The 17,845-nt window shown below is 57.4% G+C and carries 15 protein-coding genes and 1 pseudogene; 6 read left to right on the top strand and 10 right to left on the bottom strand.

The genetic code is table 11. From position 1 onward, the window contains the following. Positions 1–420: 420 nt before the first annotated feature. On the bottom strand, positions 421–1,359 hold the full coding sequence (locus AC07UI_RS11630; protein ID WP_007996840.1) for a LysR family transcriptional regulator: 939 nt from the start codon (positions 1,357–1,359) through the stop codon (positions 421–423). 115 nt (positions 1,360–1,474) lie between these two features. On the opposite strand from AC07UI_RS11630, the gene AC07UI_RS11635 reads away from it, so the two are divergent. Further along, positions 1,475–1,870 carry a RidA family protein gene (locus AC07UI_RS11635; RefSeq protein WP_007996838.1) on the top strand — a complete coding sequence of 132 codons (396 nt, stop codon included), beginning with the start codon at positions 1,475–1,477 and terminating at the stop codon, positions 1,868–1,870. A gap of 17 nt (positions 1,871–1,887) precedes the next feature. Here AC07UI_RS11635 and tnpC read toward each other — a convergent pair. From tnpC to tnpA, 3 genes and pseudogenes are all read right to left on the bottom strand, one after another. Further along, positions 1,888–3,458 (bottom strand): annotated as a pseudogene (tnpC, locus tag AC07UI_RS11640) (IS66 family transposase). 61 nt (positions 3,459–3,519) lie between these two features. Continuing rightward, on the bottom strand, positions 3,520–3,855 hold the full coding sequence (gene tnpB, locus AC07UI_RS11645; RefSeq protein WP_007996831.1) for an IS66 family insertion sequence element accessory protein TnpB: 336 nt from the start codon (positions 3,853–3,855) through the stop codon (positions 3,520–3,522). Beyond that, positions 3,852–4,178 (bottom strand): IS66-like element accessory protein TnpA, encoded by a 327-nt coding sequence (gene tnpA, locus AC07UI_RS11650; RefSeq protein WP_007996828.1) that lies wholly within the window; start codon positions 4,176–4,178, stop codon positions 3,852–3,854. Before tnpA ends, tnpB begins: the two co-directional genes overlap by 4 nt. Positions 4,179–4,787: 609 nt before the next feature. On the opposite strand from tnpA, the gene AC07UI_RS11655 reads away from it, so the two are divergent. After that, a complete protein-coding gene (locus AC07UI_RS11655; protein ID WP_033052252.1) occupies positions 4,788–5,111 on the top strand; it encodes a helix-turn-helix domain-containing protein in 324 nt (107 codons plus the stop codon). Between the two features lie 301 nt (positions 5,112–5,412). Here the strand turns inward: AC07UI_RS11655 and AC07UI_RS11660 are convergent, their stop codons facing one another. The 5 genes from AC07UI_RS11660 to AC07UI_RS11680 all read right to left on the bottom strand — a co-directional run bounded on the left by AC07UI_RS11660 (position 5,413) and on the right by AC07UI_RS11680 (position 11,209). Beyond that, on the bottom strand, positions 5,413–5,841 hold the full coding sequence (locus tag AC07UI_RS11660) for a hypothetical protein (protein WP_007996824.1): 429 nt from the start codon (positions 5,839–5,841) through the stop codon (positions 5,413–5,415). Next, complete coding sequence (locus tag AC07UI_RS11665) at positions 5,838–7,727, bottom strand: site-specific integrase (RefSeq protein ID WP_007996821.1); 1,890 nt, start codon at positions 7,725–7,727, stop codon at positions 5,838–5,840. Before AC07UI_RS11665 ends, AC07UI_RS11660 begins: the two co-directional genes overlap by 4 nt. Further along, a complete protein-coding gene (locus tag AC07UI_RS11670) occupies positions 7,724–9,400 on the bottom strand; it encodes a site-specific integrase (protein WP_007996819.1) in 1,677 nt (558 codons plus the stop codon). Before AC07UI_RS11670 ends, AC07UI_RS11665 begins: the two co-directional genes overlap by 4 nt. After that, complete coding sequence (locus AC07UI_RS11675) at positions 9,400–10,548, bottom strand: tyrosine-type recombinase/integrase (protein WP_007996817.1); 1,149 nt, start codon at positions 10,546–10,548, stop codon at positions 9,400–9,402. The genes AC07UI_RS11670 and AC07UI_RS11675 overlap by 1 nt, the downstream gene beginning before the upstream one ends. Before the next feature lie 163 nt (positions 10,549–10,711). Continuing rightward, the gene (locus tag AC07UI_RS11680; protein ID WP_494992618.1) at positions 10,712–11,209 is read right to left on the bottom strand and encodes a DUF6231 family protein; all 498 of its coding nucleotides are present in this window, start codon (positions 11,207–11,209) and stop codon (positions 10,712–10,714) included. Between the two features lie 234 nt (positions 11,210–11,443). On the opposite strand from AC07UI_RS11680, the gene AC07UI_RS11685 reads away from it, so the two are divergent. Together AC07UI_RS11685 and AC07UI_RS11690 are read left to right on the top strand one after the other, a co-directional pair. Then, positions 11,444–11,722 carry a DUF1145 domain-containing protein gene (locus tag AC07UI_RS11685; RefSeq protein ID WP_494992619.1) on the top strand — a complete coding sequence of 93 codons (279 nt, stop codon included), beginning with the start codon at positions 11,444–11,446 and terminating at the stop codon, positions 11,720–11,722. Beyond that, on the top strand, positions 11,715–12,473 hold the full coding sequence (locus tag AC07UI_RS11690) for a collagen-like protein (protein ID WP_494992620.1): 759 nt from the start codon (positions 11,715–11,717) through the stop codon (positions 12,471–12,473). Before AC07UI_RS11685 ends, AC07UI_RS11690 begins: the two co-directional genes overlap by 8 nt. Positions 12,474–12,543: 70 nt before the next feature. On the opposite strand, the gene AC07UI_RS11695 is transcribed toward AC07UI_RS11690, so the two are convergent. Continuing rightward, positions 12,544–13,008, bottom strand: coding sequence for a CopD family protein (locus tag AC07UI_RS11695; protein WP_494992621.1), 465 nt, complete (start codon positions 13,006–13,008; stop codon positions 12,544–12,546). A 98-nt stretch (positions 13,009–13,106) separates the two neighbouring features. On the opposite strand from AC07UI_RS11695, the gene dinG reads away from it, so the two are divergent. Further along, positions 13,107–15,251 (top strand): ATP-dependent DNA helicase DinG, encoded by a 2,145-nt coding sequence (gene dinG / locus AC07UI_RS11700; RefSeq protein ID WP_494992622.1) that lies wholly within the window; start codon positions 13,107–13,109, stop codon positions 15,249–15,251. Between the two features lie 94 nt (positions 15,252–15,345). Beyond that, positions 15,346–17,772 (top strand): beta-agarase, encoded by a 2,427-nt coding sequence (locus tag AC07UI_RS11705; protein ID WP_494992623.1) that lies wholly within the window; start codon positions 15,346–15,348, stop codon positions 17,770–17,772. The last annotated feature ends 73 nt before the right edge of the window (positions 17,773–17,845 follow it).

A 17,845-nucleotide genomic window follows, 5' to 3' on the forward strand; every position in this document is an offset into this window, starting at 1 on the left:
TTTATTGCCTAGGCGTTCAATATAGAAAACTTCAGCGACTTCGATTGATAATGCCAACTAAAGACTTTAGAGTCACCGCAGAAATCATTATTAGCGACTAAGTCGAAGTCGTTGCCGGCAAGCATGAGCTTGCCGTTGCTCATCGAAGACCACTTCTTAATCCCGGGCCCAGTCACGTCCGTTGATCGGTGAGTCTCTCGTGATGCCTGGGGAGCCGTAGTATCCAGTTAGTAACGTAAGCGTCTAGGCAATACACCTTCCGAACTCCAGTATTAGGGGAGATGATGTCCGCGTATTTTTAAACGGACGCGATTGACCTTAACTTCAGCCCCCTAATGCACCAACGATTTTTTACCCTAAACCTGTCAAGCCCCAGGTTGTTCAAGAGTATCTGCAATCAGGCGCGACGGAGTCAGAGGTCTATGGAGTGTCAGCGCGTGTGGGCAGAGCAATCTCCGGCACATGCTTGATCATCAACTCCACTACCCAGTCCATGAACACACGTAATTTTCGGCTTACATGGCGGTTCGGCGCATAGGCAATATAGAGTGGCATCGACGCGATATCCCAGTCCTTGAACAGCGGTACAAGTTCGCCGCTCGCCACTGGTTGCAAAGCCATATATCGCGGCAGCCATATTACCCCCAAGCCAGCCTGTCCGGCTGCTAGATATGCATTGCCATCGTCCACTGCCAAAACATGTCGGCCATGCACCTGCAACTGCTCGCCCATGCGCCGCAAGGTGTAGGGGAGAGCTTTGCCTGTTCGTGCCCATCGATACCCCACAACACGATGCTCGCCTTCCTGCAATTCACGCGGATGGGCTGGCACACCATAGAGGGCCAGGTACCTGGGCGCTGCGTACACTCCCAGCGGCAGGTCGGCGATGTGCCGCGCGATCAGGGAGGTATCAGTAATCTCACCGCCGCGAATCACACAATCAACGCTCTCATCTATCAGGCTCACATGACGGTCGCTCACGCCAAGGTCTATCTGGATGTCCGGGTAGCGCTCAAGGAATGCTGGTAGCGCCGGAATCAGTAGCAACCTGGCCAGCGGACTGGGCACATCCACCCGCAGGCGCCCACGCGGCGCAGATGCGGCACTGGATAGCGCGGTTTCAGCGTCATCTAACGCTGCCAACAAGAACTGTACCCGCTCGTAGTAGACGCTGCCATCGGCGGTCACCTTCACCTTGCGCGTGGTGCGATTGAGCAGCTTCACACGCAAGTGCGTCTCCAGTTGCTGGACGAGTTGGCTCACTGTGGTTTTGCTCATGTGCAAGGTGTGGGCGGCCCGAGTAAAGCTGCCGGTTTCTACCACCCGAGCGAAGGCTTGCATGGCATCGAAACGATCCATGGATGCTCCATATTGTTTGGGGATTACAAACAGTAATGACCAGAATTGCCTGTTTATCGGGCCCGAGCAAGCGCCGTAAAGTCCTCATGTAGTTTCCAACTGCTGGAGTTTTCTGATGAACCAACGAGATGTTGTATTCCCCGCCGGCCGTCAGGCCCTTTACGAGCAAAACCGTTATTCAGCTGCGGTACGCGCCAATGGCTTGCTCTTTGTTTCCGGCCAAGTGGGCAGCCGCGAAGATGGGTCACCGGAGCCAGAGCTCAAGGCACAAGTTCGACGCGCTTTCGAGAATCTCAACGCGGTGCTGGCCGCATCCGGTTGCAGATTTGATGATGTCCAAGACGTTACAGTCTTCATGGTTGAACCGCAGAAGATCTTCGAACAGGTGTGGGAGGTCGTACCGGAATATTGGGGCGAGGCGCCTTTTCCCACGGTAACGGTGGTAGGGGTCACTTGGCTGTACGGTTTCGATGTTGAGATCAAGGTTGTGGCTAAACTTCCTAACGTCTGAGTCTACACCTGCTCACCTTAAGCGAACTGGCATAGCTGGTTGCCTAACGGCACCCAGTTATGCGGCAACAACTTAACGATTTCACTCACGCGCTGTGCTGGCAATCGCGTGAGGATGTCCTTCAGATACGCGTACGGATCATGTCCATTCAGTCGCGCCGACTGGATCAAACTCATGATCGCCGCTGCCCGTTTTCCGCTGCGTAGCGACCCTGCGAAGAGCCAGTTCTTGCGCCCAAGAGCCCACGGCCGGATTTGGTTCTCCGCCCAATTGTTGTCTATGGGGACGGCCCCGTCATCGAGGTAGCGCGACAGCGCTGCCCAGCGTTTTAGGCTGTAATCCAGGGCTCTGCTAATAGCCGAACCTTCCGGCACGAGATCTCGCTGGGCGATCATCCAGGCATGCAGCCTTTCCATCACGGGTACGGCTTTTTCTTGCCGTATTCGATGCCGTAACCCCGGTTCCAGGTCGCGGACTTCGCTCTCGATTTCATACAGCAACTGGATATAGCGAAGGGCCTGTTCGGCTAGCATGCTCTTGTTGGTGGCGTGCAGTTCGAAGAACTTGCGCCTTGCATGGGCCATGCAGCCGATCTCGGTCACGCCGAGTTCGAAACTGGCCTTGTAGCCACCAAAATCATCACAGACCAGTTTGCCCTTCCAGTCTTGCAGGAAGTTGCGCGCATGCTCGCCGGCGCGGCTGGGGCTGAAGTCGTAGACGACCGCCGCGGTTTCGCAGAACTGGCTGGTGGCGTATGCCCAGACATAAGAGCGGTGGGTTTTCTTTGTACCTGGCGCGAGCATCTGTACCGGTGTTTCATCGGCATGGATAACCTGCTGACCGAGCACTACGTCACGCAGTGCATCGACCAGGGGCTGCAACTGCACGCCCGTCATGCCCACCCATTGGGCCAACGTGGAACGGGGAATCGCCAAGCCGGCCCGACCGAAAATCGATTCCTGTCGGAACAGCGGCAGATGATCGGAAAACTTGGCGATCATGACGTGGGCCAGCAACCCGGCGGTCGGGATGCCCTTATCAATGACCTGCGCCGGTACGGGTGCCTGGATCAATGTTTCGCAGTCATTGCAGACCCACTTGCCACGGACATGACGTTCAACGGTAAACACGCCGGGCGTGTAGTCCAACTTCTCGCTGACATCTTCACCAATGCGCTTGAGTGCGCAGCCACATGGGCAGTGAGTGTTGTCCGGCTCGTGATGAATCAGTGTGCGTGGAAACTCTGCCGGTAGCGCCGTACGCTTGGGCTTCTGCTTTTTTCAGTCGCTACGGGAGCTGTTTGCAAGGCTTGAAGCTCGGCTTCAATCGCCGCGATATCGGTATCGATCAGGTCATCGAGCAAGCTGGCCTGCTCAGGATTCATCTGCTCGCTGCGCTTGGCAAACTTCAAGCGCTTGAGTTGGGCGATCTCGTGGGTCAGCTTCTCGATCACCGTTTGATCGCGGTTGATCTTCTTACCCATTGTCTCGACCGTCTTGCCCATGGTTTCGACTTGCGAGAGTAGCTGCGCGGCCAAGGCACGCAGTTGGTCAGAGGACATTTGGTCGAGATTGGGCGAAGAAGTCATGCCCCGGATTTTGCCAGAGCGTGCCGTTCACGGCGATAGACCGATAGGCTAATGGCTGCGGTTAAAGCAGTGTGATCGCGCCGCCGGAGCCCGCACGTTGCCATGGTAGCCCCAACACCAACGCCTGAAGTTGTTCGGTATCCAGCTCCATTTCAGCGCCGTGGCGAATGCCTGGCCAGTGAAACTTGCCCTGGTTCAACCGGCGCGCCGCCAGCCAGATCCCGAAGCCGTCATGCACCAGCACTTTCATCCGAGTGGCGCGGCGGTTGGCGAACAGATAAGCACAGTGCGGCTGCGCCGCACCGAACACCGCGATCACTCTGGCTAGTGCGGTCTCAGTGCCCGCTCGCATGTCCATCGGTTCGGTGGCCAGCCAGATGGAGTCGATGCGGATCACAGGGCAAGCCCCCGGATAAAGCGGGCGCAACCTTCAGGGTCGGAAGCTGGCCACTTCACGCAGATTGATTGCTCGCCAAGCAGAAGCTCGATGATCGCCGACGCTTGAGCCTTTGGTTTGGGGTCGACCGGCGCGACTTTCACAGGAACAAAAGCTGGCAGCGCGACTGCCTGTTGATCGCGGAACAGCGGTATCCACCGGCGAACGACATTGGCGTTGATCCCGTGCCTCATCGCAATCGCGGCCACGGAAACTCCGGGCTGCTCACACTCTTGGACGACTTTGGTTTTGAAGGATTTCGGGTAGGACTTACGTTGGCGCATGGTGATCCTGGCGTTAAGGGCAATTGCGTCCGCAAAAATACGCGGACACAATCGTCCTTATGGGCCGGGCTCGGAAGGTGTGTTCACCGGCCCCTTACCATCGTCCTCTCGTGTTGGAAACACCAGCACACTGTATTTCCCTGAGGCATCTGTTTGTGCCTCAGGGAAGTAGAAATGGCGGCCATCATGGAGGGTGTACCGCAGCGAGGCCCCATCCTGACTTCGAGCGATTTCCAACAATATATCCATGTGCCAGTCACCGGTGCCGTTGAGCCACCCAGGTGACACCAACTGTACCGACCTGACTTGGACTCCCGTTTCCGTTAGCTCCAGAAGGGACGTTAGCGCTGGCAAGCCATCCACAAACACTACGTCGTGGAATTCTAGGCCGTCCTCGCATCTGACTATCGTTGTATGAAACCAAGGTGACAGCAGGTGTTGTTGAACAAAATGCCAACCTTGGTGGCCAGGCTCCAGCATTGCTTGAGAGCCTTTCACTTCTGCCTGTTTATTGGTTATGAACACGGCGAACCCTCAGCATGAACAGTATACATTGTAGTCATATACTGTTCGAAAGCGCCTTATCGTTCCTTTTGCAGGGCATGCAAAGTGGAATTGAAAAGTGCTTTCGGGACAGTTCTTCGGTGGCTTCGTGTGAAACAAGGCCGGACGCAGGAGGACTTTTCCACCCTTAGCAGTCGGACTTACATCAGCACATTGGAGCGAGGTTTGTATGCTCCTACTATCGAGAAGCTCGACGACATTGCTGCTGTGCTCGGTACGCACCCCATAACGTTGATGGTCGGTAGCTATGCTCTAAAGGACAATCGTTCTGTTGCGAAAGTCCTTGAGGACGTCATTGGGGAGATCGAGCGTCTTGAGGTCGCCGAGGGCGTTTCGAAGCTTCGCAAGCATTACCCCAAAACCGAGTAAGCGCGAGAGCTTTGGAAACACTCGAGTAATGACTTCAATGCGCTGTATTTCACTTCGTCGTGTCGGCGCATTGGTTCGATGCAGGGATAGTTACCAGAGGGCGATTAAAGACCGGACACCTCCGGGGGGCAGGGTAGGCCCAAATTCTGTAACCCTAATTTTTGCACTGTAAACCACTGTGGTTAACAAGGAACAAAAGTGGTTTACACGGAGCAATTTAAGCCTCGGTTACCAAGGATATTTCTGTACTGACATTTCCCTCGACGCAAAAGGGTGCGAATGCATGCTATGCAAAATCGACCTATCCATGCGGCTTCCTTGAAGTCAGTTCGACAATCTTAGGGTCGTTCAGCTTTGCTTTGAGCACACGGTTATCGTCCATCAGCACCTCATTGATGGATGCGAGATTGGCGACCTTGGCCCGCAATTCTTCGATCTCCTGTCGGTACGCAGCGGACTTCTTACGTTCCGCAATCAAGTCTTGTTGTTTTACATCACGCATGGCGCGACTGGAACGACCTTGAACCTCCCGGATCGCTTCGGCAATTCGTGGGTAGTGGTTGTGAATCAGCGCCGTTGATACGCCCGCCTCACGGGCGACCGCTGCGATGGTAACCTTGGACTCCCCAGTGCGGGTACGACCCTTCTGGATGCGGAGGAGCGCGAGTTTCAGATCCTTCTCGCGATCCTCGGCAGGCTTGTAATTGGTTTGCTTGTCCTTAGGTATCATGCGATTAAAGTCTCCGGGGCCATTCCCAACTGCGCCAGTACGTCACGGCAGCGCTTCAGGTCGCGCTCAACGCGCTGACGTCCGCCCTCGCCGATGTCTGTGCAATGCAGCAGCCCTTTCAGATCATCGTAGAGTCGCTGGTAGATGGCCGCGTGGCCGCGTCCGATCACGGCATGGTTGCAATCGCCGCAGCGGGTACGTTCAAGGGTGTTGCCGACGCAACCGTCATTGTCCGCCGTGCACCAGGCATGGCCGTTGCTGCGGATTGCGGTACTCTCACTAATGGACTTCAACATCGAGGCGTGATCCTTGAAAATCAGCAGGTTCTGCGGCTCCCGCTGCCACTGCTTGAGCGCTTTGCCATAGCCCCCGGCCAAGGATTCGTCACCTAGCCATTTATCTACGACACCGAGTTTTATGTCTTCCACCTCTCCCTGAATATCGGCGTACAGTTCAAGGTCCAGATGTTGTCCCCAGCTATCGTCCATGGCGTAGCCCAAGGTCATGTCCAACGACCAGTGCGCGTAATGCTCCCTGAGGTAGCGCAGATCGCCGAAGCGGCTGTGCGCGGCGTAGTTGGCGAACTTGCGGCGGAACTGATGGGTAGTGAGATTCCAACTCAGACCACAATCCTTGGTGAATGCTTTAAGGCGCCCATTCCAATTTTTGTTGCTAAGCGTGCGTGCCTGATTAATTTTTGGATCCACAGCGAGAAAGAGCGCATGGCGGTGTTTCTGTGCCTCAACGATCTGCGGATCATATGGATTGGCGCGTCTCCGCTGCGTGATTTCGGCGGCAAGCATGGCCTGATAGGGCGTGCTCCAGCGCTCCATCAGGCGCAGGGCGCGCACAGCAACTTCGGGGATCATCCAGTCATGCACACCAGCATCGGTTTTTTCCGAGCGAGAGCGCATCCAGTGGTATATGGTGCCTTCGTCGTCCTCGGTGCGGTGGTGTGCGCCTGACTGTAGATTGGTCAGCTCGTGGTTGCGACAGCCGGAAGTGCTGGCTACGACGATGTAACAAGAAGTCCGCAGATCGAGTAGTGCCTTATTGAGTGAGTTCAGACCGCCCTCCCAACCAAGAGAGCCAAGCTGAAGGTTCTTGGCAGCATAGACGGAACTGGTAGGTTGCCCTTTTCGCTGCGTCGTTAGGGCATCCATTGCATCGCGGAGGTCAAGCAGGTGCTGACCGCTTTCAAGTTGCTGGTAGGCTCGCTCGAACAGGACGCAGAACACATCATCGGAAATTAAATGTGTTTTGCTTATGTAATTGGATCCATGGCCGGTGAGCCCCGCCAATGCCGCCGCTGAAGTCTCGGGCCATGGATGCGTCGGCATCCGGTCGTCGGTGTATTGACTGAGTTCATAGAGCGCTTCGACGGCTTGGAAACGGGATTCCATTATATTTTGCGAAAGTGGCTTATCTTTAGAATGCTTGGTTTGCCGATACGCCTTGCTTGCGTTCACATAGGTCCCGCAAACCATGGGGGTTGCCGCGTAAATGTGATCGAGCTTAAGCGCCTGCAAATGGCGTAAGAATGGCAGTGCATTATGGAATAAAACTTTCGTAGAGCTGCCTTTAGGCCGTATACCGGCTCTGCGGCCACGTCGTAGATAGCGGTACAACATTGCCTTCATCACTTCTCGAAATGCCGACGGTATTTTGTTGAAGTCCAGCCGTCTCCTGCTCATCTCCACGTTGCTGGTGAACCCATCGAGTTGCCAAATATTATCGCGGTAGTGGCTGAGGATGACCCACTTTCCATCGATCTGAGTGCTGCTGACAATTAGGGTTTCGCGCTCGGATGCGGAGAGCCCACGCACATCATCAGGCTGGGCTGCAAAGAAGGCACAGGTTGTTACCACCAAGGTGTTGTCGCTCATGCAAAGACCTCCAAGTTGTCAATCAGATCAACTGTCCAGAATGGATGAGGCAGGATGCGGGCACGCTCACGGGCGGCCTCCACGACGGCTGCCTTGAACGTGCCGCGACGAAGGCCCTCAGCAATGATGTAGTGGTCTATCAAACGGGGGATGTGGGCGTACTCTCGTGCCCAGCGCCGCTTGTCCATACGCGAGCGCTCGGTCAGCACGCGGAAGTAGAAGCTGAACAGTTTGTACAGATCCTCGGCGGTCACCGCATAGTGACTGCACCGCAGGCAGTTTATGAAGTTCGTGCAGGTCGCACCCTCGCGCTTCGGAGCATACTGGCCGTTCACCGGGTCGGCGCAGCGGCCCATGGGGGTATTCTTATAGGTCGCTCCAATGGTCTGGGTTAGCAACTCCTGCACCAGTACCTCACCCATGAACTGCCAGTTGCGACGGGCAACTTCACCGGGTGCCAAGTAGTTTTGGTCGGCTACACGCGGGGTATTGCCGAGTGCCACGGCAGTGGTCGCCAAATCTCCATCGGTCAGCTCGAAGATGCGGTTGGCGAAGGTCTTGCGCAGACGCGAGATGTTAATGCGCAGCGGCCTTCCGTCGCTGTTGGTCAGGTTATAGCGAGCTACAAGGCTGGTTACTGCGTATCCCAACGATGACGCACTCAACGCATGGATTTCGCCGGCATTTTTTCCGGAACGAATGCGATGCAGCCACACTCGGCCCTTGAGGTCGACCGGTGCCTCTGCATCCAGAGGCTCGGTTAGAGTCATCACGCGACGGATCAGCCGTTCCAGGGTGGTTCTCACGCTCGGCGTGGATTCCAAAACGCGTTCGGCGTCTGACTCGGGGCGGAGGGCCACTTTGCTGGAGTTGTAGCCGCGCCGTTTCCATAGCACCAGGAACACAGTGTTATCCTTAGGGTGCGAGCGCAGGCAGTCGCGGCCCATTTCCAGCAGTGGCGTGGTATTGCGTCCAGTGTGCAGTGCCACGACCAGCAGGATAACGCTTAGGAGTTCACCGGTCACAGGTACATCGTCATCCCAAATCGACTTGATGGCCTGCCGCAGCGCCACCGTTAACGCTTGCCGCTCGCGCTTGGACAGCGCCGTCTCGCCATTGACCTTACGGTTGCTATTCGGAAAGGGATTATCCGGGAAGGTCGCGGCATCGCCGGAGGTGACCAGGTGGACCAGTCCACGCCGCCCCAAGGCGAGCAGTACGGACTTGGTCTGTGAATAGGTGGTTCGGTTACTGATAGTTGTCACGTCTAACCCAGCGAGATGGCCGAGATAACCGTCGATTAGATCTCGGGTTATATCGGCCAAATCCAATTCTCGGCCAAATGCCGTTGCCCGCAGCATGCAATAGTCGAGAAAATTGCGCAGTCCCTTGCAGTAGCTAGTCACGGTGCTGGTTGCTAGGACGGCCTCTCCATCTGAGAGGAAGCGCTCGATCTGGCGCTGGCAGGCATGGGTGAGGGGGTCGATGCCAGCGCCGTACCAACGGGCAAAATCGAAGCTACGGATAGTGGTAGTGTTCCGCTTGAACTTGATAATGGTGTTACTCGGCGGTATGGCCTTGCGCAAAATAACCACATTGGCTACTGCATCGCGGCTGTGCTCGACTTGCGAGACACTGAGATCGGTCTTTGTAAATACCTTGCGCTTTCCCATTAGACCGCCTCCGCCAACGCGTTCAACTCATCGTCATAGGCCAGCACCGCTTCGTCGGCCATTTCGTTGACCAAGTGCAGGTACACCATGGTTGTCTGAATCGAACTGTGGCCGAGTTGCCGCTGAACAAACACTAAGGGCTCTAGTCCGCTCGCAGGGTTACGCTGAAGGCTGACCAGGGTTTGGGTGGCGTATGTATGCCGTAGCATGTGCGCATGAACCTTGATTCCAGCTTGCTTGCCAGTCTTGGTGATGATCCGGTTGAGACTCTTGCCGTTGTCCCCATAAGGTTCCCCGGACTTATTGAGGAACAACGCCTTTTGCGGGTTCTTGCTCAGCGAGGCACGCTCGCCGCGCACCTTCGTTGCATAGCGATAGAGATCGGCCATGAATTGTCGGCTAACTTGAATATCTCGCGGCTTGCTGCCTTTGGTCACCATGCCGCTGCCGTCAAACGGATCAAGTCGAATGCGCAGGTTGCGTTCGGTTTTTCCAGCGTTGTCCGGGTCGAAAACATAGACCAGCGGGAAGGCTGCGATTTCCTCGCGGCGCAAACCTGTATACAGCGCTAGGCGTATCATCATCCGATGATGGGGGTTCTCCGCTGCGGTCAGGAGCGATTTGATCTCGGGCATGCTCAGAAAACTGGGTAGGGTCCTGTAGGTACGGGGCATTACATCTTTTGCCATGGTCTTGCCGCCACTGGCATCGACATGGGCTAGGAAGCTCGCTTCACGCTTTACGTTGCGTTCTTCGTAGGTGAAGGGCACGCGATTCACCCACCCCTCCTTCAGGGCGTACTCGTAGAATTTGCAGATGTAAGTCAAGCGCTGGCGGGTGGTATTGCGTGTCAGTTTGCACGTCGTCATGCAATAGTCCCGATAGGCTGCCACCAGGCTCTTTGCCTCGCCACGATCAACGTCACGCCAGTCCAACTCATGGGCTTGGAGGAAGCTGAAGAAATCGTAAAGAGCACGCCCAGTACTGGGCCAAGAACGATTAGACCCGATAGCTCCGCGAAGCAAGTAGTGGCGGAAGAATTGATTGACGGGGATACAACTCTCCATCGAATCCCACAGAAGAATGGGAAATTCCGGGAAGGGTTGCCCAGCAATCACAAAATCTTGAGTAGCCCTCACAAGCTCCATCTGCCATCCCTACGTTGACCAGACACCCAATCCCTTTTGTCTGCTTTAACAGATTCAGGGCCATTAGATCGCCCCTTAATCACCAGCTCAGGCTATGAGGTCGTAAGGGGCTGCCATCTAATACAATGGGAATCTAACGCTTGCAAGGTGTCAGATCATCGCATTACCACCAATATTTGCCGAAATTTTCCGGATTGGCCCAGAACCGGGCATTCAGCCAGTCGGGCACTTGTTTGTATTCAAGCAGATCGTAGGTGAACAGAGTCAGCACCTGCTCGTTGCGCTGGAAGCGTTCGCTGGCTTGCAGCGCCAGGGAGAAAAAGTCGGTTTCCTGCCAGCCACAAGCTGAAAGATCCGCCAGTACGGCGATGCGGCTGGCATTGAGGTTGCGAATCCCGCCCAGCAGATTCAGGCCATCGCGCTTGGGCAAATGCTCCAGGCAATCGACTGCCAGTGCCAGGTCGAAGCGGCGCGCCGCCAGTTCTGCTGGCAGAGGGCCGGGCGCGGCTTGTGCCACACACGTGTCCGGATGCGCCAGCCGGAATGCTTCCAGCGCCGGGAAATCGCTGGCGCCGATCAGTAACAGATGCTGCGGCGCATAGCGATCGAGCAAAGCGGCAAGGGCTTGCTGGGGTGTGCGCGAAGAAATACCTGCGGTCATCGAAGATCCTCAATCAGAACTGCAAAGACTAGCGCGCCCGAACGCCGGGGCCTAGTGGCCTGTGTGGTTAGTTCTGTCAGTCAACTTCGGCGCCACAAGCCCCAATCCTGCGTTGCTGTTCCTCGCCTGGCCGCCGGCCTCCTGCGTTCAGGAAGAATTTTCATCGCCCTCTGGCTTATCCTTCGTGGAAGTCGGTACTGTGCACGCAAAGAATAATTCACAACGGGGGAGCGTATGAAGGTGTTATGGGGGCTGGGGAAATTTTTGACCTTGCTGTTCTGGCTCGTGGTGGTGGTCAACCTGCTCAACCCATTGATCAAACCGTTCCATCTATTGGTCAATCTGGCCGGTAGCCTGTTGCTGCTGACGCATCTTCTGGAACTGGTGCTGTTCAATGGCAGCCTGAAAGGTCGTGTCCATCCCTGGCGTGATCGCTTACAGATTCTGCTGGTTGGCATTTTTCATCTGCAAACCGTCCCGGCTCCGGCCAGCCTGGAGGCCAATCATGCGTAATCTCTGTCTGCTGGCCGCTTTGGTTAGCCCTCTGACCTATGCCCAAGTGGTAACGGTCGAAACCAATACCATGATGCGTTTGCCGAACACCACCAGTGCCCTGCAACTGGAGCGGCTGGACGTCGCCGATTACGGCACCCTGCTGATTCCCTCCAACGTGACCGAAGTGACGGTCGGCGAACTGCATCTGGGACGCGAAGCGCGAATCGCCATCGTACCCGGTGAGCAAAGCCTGCAGTTGAAGGTCAGCCATGCCCAATTGGGCAGTGGCAGCCAGATTACATCCCGTGGTGCGCCGGGTACTTACCTTAAGGCAGCCAAGCCTGGGCGTAACCTCAATCTGCGGATCAACTCGCTGAATGCTCAAGAGTTGTCAGTGGATGCGCGCGGCGGTGCCGGTGCGCCGGGTTACTTCGGCCTGGATGGCGCCAATGGTCAGGCCCCTGGTTGTGCCTGGGGGCAGGCCGGTCGCGGCGCCGATGGCGATAACGGCGGCGATGGTCATCCCGGGGCCGCCGGTGCGCAAGTACGCGTGGAGTTGCCCAAGGACTATCCGGGTGCGCAGATCAAGGTCCTGGTCGACGGTGGCGCCGGAGGATTGGCCGGCGCCGCTGGCAAGCCAGGTGCGGGCGGCAAGTCCAAAGGCTGCATTGTTTACCGGACCGATGGCGGTCAGAGCGGACGTCCCGGCGTTGAAGGCCAACCAGGGCCTGCCGGTAACGCGGGATCGGTAACGGTGCAGCGGTTGTAGCGATGTTATTGAGAATCTGATCGTTCCCTCACTCTGCGTGGGAACGATCAAAGCAGAGATTGTGTTGGTCTTAAAACGTCGGCCTTGCCGACGCTACCGCCACCAGCAGCAACCCAATAATCAAATTGATCCCCACCAAACGGCGAATCCTTCCCAGGGTTGCAGCCCCCATCGGCCAATCTTCGGCCAACACCGCTTTACGCAGTTCCGGCAGCTGCAATGCCTGGATGCGGATAAACAGCGCCGTCATGACCAGGTACAAGCCCATCATCACCTGCACATAACGCGGTGCGGTTTCAAAGCCGTTGAAACGCAAGTGGATCAGGCCAACACCGCTGATCGGCAAAAGTACTACCGCGACCCAGACCCACACAAAAAAACGTTGAAACACTTCTACCCACAGCTTCAATCGCGCCGGACCTTCAAGTGCCGCTATTGCGGCGGGGCGCAGGACTATCCAGGCGAAAAACATGCCGCCGACCCAGACCAGGGCCGTCAATACATGCAGGGTGTAGACAAGGGCAAAGGGTGTCATTGTGGTACTCCGTTCTGCGCAGGATGAATTAGCGGGTTATGATAGCGGCCGATTCGAACCACTGAAAATTTATCCAGCGTTTCCCGCGCCCGAAGACCATGATCAGCAACGAACTCAAATCCCAGATCCAGGGCGCTTACTCGCGTTTTCTCGAAGCCAAGAGCCTCAAGCCGCGTTATGGCCAGCGCCTGATGATCGCCGAAATTGCCAAAGTCCTCGGCGACATCGATACCGATGACGAAGGCCGGCGCAGTGGCGACCCCGCAGTCGTGGCCGTCGAGGCTGGCACCGGTACCGGGAAAACCGTGGCCTACAGCCTGGCTGCGATTCCTGCCGCCAAGGCCGCGGGCAAACGCCTGGTGATTGCCACCGCGACCGTCGCGTTGCAAGAGCAGATCGTCTACAAGGATTTGCCGGACCTGATGCGCAACAGCGGGCTTAACTTCACCTTCGCCCTGGCCAAGGGGCGGGGCCGCTACATGTGTCTGTCCAAACTCGACATGTTGCTGCAGGAAGGCCATGCGCAAACTGCCACGGCGCAGCTTTTCGAGGAAGAAGGCTTCAAGATCGAGGTCGATGAGGCCAGTCAGAAGCTGTTCACCAGCATGATCGAAAAGCTCGCCGGCAATAAATGGGACGGTGATCGAGACAGCTGGCCCACCGCTCTGGAAGATCAGGACTGGGCGCGGCTGACCACCGATCACAGCCAGTGCACCAATCGTCATTGCCCGAACTTCGGCCAGTGCGCCTTTTACAAGGCCCGCGAAGGCATGGGCAAGGTCGATGTGATCGTCACCAACCACGATATGGTGCTGGCCGACCTGGCCCTGGGCGGCGGTGCAGTGCTGCCGGATCCGCGCGACACGGTCTACGTGTTCGACGAAGGTCACCACCTGCCAGACAAGGCCATCGGCCACTTCGCCCATTACACCCGTCTGCGCTCCACGGCTGACTGGCTGGAGCAGACCGCCAAGAATCTCACCAAGCTGCTGGCCCAGCATCCACTGCCTGGCGACCTGGGCAAACTGATCGAGCAGGTGCCGGAATTGGCGCGCGAGATCAAGACACAGCAACAGTTCATGTTCACTGCCTGCGAGCAAGTGGCCGACTTCAAACCCGGCGAAGACGTGGAAGGTCGCGAACGGCCACGCCATCGCTTCGTCGCTGGAGTCATCCCCGAGCACATGCGTGAAATGGGTATCGAACTGAAGAAGGGTTTTGCGCGCCTGACCGACGTTTTCACCCGGCTCACCGAGTTGCTTAAAGAGGGCATGGATGGCGAGGTCAACATCGGTATCGCCAGCAATCAGGCGGAAGAATGGTACCCATTGTTCGGTAGTTTGCTGTCCCGATCCCAAGGCAATTGGGAGCTGTGGACAGCATTCACTGTCGAAGACCCGGATGACAACCCGCCGATGGCCCGTTGGCTGACCCTGGCCGAAAGCGGCTCGTTGTTCGATATCGAGGTCAACGCAAGCCCCATCCTTGCGGCAGAAATGCTCCGGCGCAACCTGTGGAACGTCGCCTACGGCGCGTTGGTGACCTCGGCCACCTTGACCGCGCTGGGTACTTTCGATCGCTTCCGCATGCGTGCCGGTTTGCCGAAAAAAGCCGTGACGGCGGTGGTGCCAAGCCCCTTCCATCATGCCGACGCCGGGGTGCTGCGAGTTCCGGACCTGCGCGCCGACCCTCGGGACGCCCCTGCACACACGGCGGCTATCATCCGCGATCTGCCGGCCCTGGTCGAAGGCTCGCGTGGCACCCTGGTGCTGTTCTCGTCGCGTAAACAGATGCAGGACGTGTTCGACGGCCTGGACCGCGACTGGCGTAAACAAGTGTTCATTCAAGGCAACCTGTCGAAGCAGGAAACCTTGAACAAGCACAAGGCGCGGGTTGATGGCGGCGATTCCAGCGTGCTGTTCGGCCTCGCCAGTTTCGCCGAGGGTGTGGACTTGCCCGGGGCCTATTGCGAGCACGTGGTGATTGCCAAGATTCCGTTCTCGGTGCCGGATGATCCGGTCGAAGCGGCGCTGGCCGAATGGATCGAGGCTCGGGGCGGCAATCCCTTCATGGAAATTTCCGTGCCCGACGCTTCGCTGAAGTTGGTCCAGGCCTGCGGCCGGCTGCTGCGTACCGAGGAAGATCGCGGCACCATCACCTTGCTCGACCGACGACTGGTCACGCAACGCTACGGTAAAGCGATTCTCAATGCGCTGCCGCCGTTCCGCCGGGAAATTTCTTGAGGCACGGTGGTTGAAAACGCCCGCCGCGTTGTCTACCTCGTGTCACTGATTCCACACAGGCCATTCACTGGTCGTTAGGGAGAACCTCGTTCCTATGATTCGCCGCTCGCTGCCCGCCATTTTTGCTCTGTTATTCGCTGCGCCGCTGCTGGCTGCGCCCGTCGGACAACAGACGCTGTTCAACTTTGTCCGCCCCGCCGATGTGGTGCAAGTGGCGACTGAAGATGCCAGCCTGCCGCAATCCAATGCGGAGCAAACGGCTGAAGGCGAAGTGCTGCGCCGGGTGACCTTCAACCCGGCTGCTCAGCCGAGCCTGCGCCTGACACCGCAAACCGGTGCCTGGGACTGGTCACAGTCGAGCGTCATGAGCTTGCGGATCCAGAGCGCCATGAACTGGGCGCTGACCCTCTACGTGAAAATCCAGAGTAACGACGGCAAGACCCTGGTCAGCCGCATCGACTTGCCGGCTGGCCCGGCACAAACCCTGTTAGTGCCATTGCAGGCCAGCTCCCCACTGAGCCAGGGCATGAAAGCCGGGCCACCGATGCCGATGACGATCGATGGCCAGCGGGTCTTGCTCGCCAGCAGCGAAGGCGAGCTGGATCGTAGCCAGGTAGTGTCGGTCACGCTGTCGATGGATAAGCCGAAAGTGGCGCAGAGCATCATGCTCGAGCGTTTTGGCGTGCAGGACAGTGATGCAATGGTCAAGGCTGCCTACGGCTCGCTGGTCGACGCTTATGGTCAGTTCACTCGGGCCAAATGGCCGGAGAAAGTCAGCAGCGATGAGCAATTGAAAGCCGCTGCCGGCAAAGAGCAACAGCAGCTCAAAACCTGGCTTGCCGAGCGCGAGCGCTCGTCCCTGGATACATTCGGTGGCTGGAACAAAGGCCCTGCGTTCAACGCGAGCGGCTTTTTCCGCACCGAAAAACGTGATGGACGCTGGTATCTGGTGACCCCGGAAGGTCACCCGTTCTATTCCCTGGGAGTCAACGCGGTCACCGCCGATACCAACCAGACGTATGTTGCCGGACGTGAATGGATGTTCGGCGCGCTGCCCAACGCCGATGAGCCATTGGCCAGCTACTACGGTGAAGGTGATAACCGGGGGGGTAACGGTGCCGACAAGGGCCGTGGGTTCAATGCCGGTCGCTGGTATGACTTCTATGCCGCCAATCTTCAGCGTACTTACGGTCAGCCCTGCGCTGTCACCCGTGAGACCAAGGCTGGGGGCGCGGCAGCTGCCAAAGCAGACACGGTAGAAAAAACTGCCGAAGAAAACACGGTCGAGAAGCCGGTCAGCGTGCCGTGCGTGCCCCAGACCCTCGACGAGAAACGCTGGGCCAGCCACACCCTTGATCGCCTGCGGGCCTGGGGGTTCAACACCATCGGCAACTGGAGCGCCCCGACGCTGGGCCTCAGTGAACGTGTGCCCTACACCCTGCCGTTGTCGATTGTTGGCGACTACGCCAGCATCAGTACCGGCACCGACTGGTGGGGCGCAATGCCAGACCCGTTCGATCCGCGTTTTGCCATGGCCACCGAACGTGCTGTGGCCATTGCTGCCCGCGATCACCGGGATGACCCGTGGCTGATTGGCTATTTTGCCGATAACGAGCTGGCCTGGGCCGGTCCCGGCAATGATCCCAAGGCCCGTTATGCGTTGGCTTACGGCACCTTGCGCATGACCACCGACGTGCCGGCCAAACGTGCGTTCCTCAAGCAATTGCGCGACAAATACCGCAATCAGGCGGGCTTGTCGAAAGCCTGGGGTATCGATCTGCCGGCTTGGGAATTGATGGAAGACCCGGGCTTCGAACCGCCGTTGCCAAGCCCGGAACACCCGGAAATCGAAGCTGACTTCAAATACTTCCAGAAAGTCTTCGCTGATACCTACTTCAAGACCATTTCCGACTCGCTGAAGTGGCATGCACCGAATCATCTGTTGCTGGGTGGCCGTTTTGCCATCAGCACTCCGGAAGCCGTTGAATCCTGCGCGCAGTATTGCGACGTATTGAGCTTCAACATGTACACGCTGCAACCCCAGGACGGTTATGACTTCGCTGCATTGCGTGCTCTGGACAAGCCGGTGCTGATCACCGAATTCAACTTCGGTTCGCGGGATCGCGGTCCGTTCTGGGGGGGCGTGACGGAACTTGCGAAAGAAGAGGATCGAGGTCCGGCCTATGCCAATTTCCTCAAACAAGCAGTGTCCGAGCCATCGATTGTCGGTGTGCACTGGTTCCAGTACCTCGATCAACCGGTGACCGGCCGCCTGCAGGATGGTGAAAACGGCCATTTCGGGCTGGTAGGCATTACCGACATACCGTTTCAGGGCTTCGTCGACAGCGTGCGCAAGAGCAACCTGCAGGCGGTCGATCAACTGGGTAAAGAGGCCGAGAAGGCCAAAGCCGATGCCGATAAGGCAGCGTCCCATGAAGGCGAAGGCAGCAAGAAAGGCAACAAGGGCAAAGGTGCGGGGCAGGGTGGGCACAGCGGTGGGCATTCCGGGAATGGTCAATAACGGCGGAGGTCTACCTGCAAGATGGCGTCCTGACCGACGCTGCAGATTTCAAATCCAGCTCGTATAAGGGCGA

The organism is Pseudomonas sp. GW821-FHT04C07 (assembly GCF_059420325.1).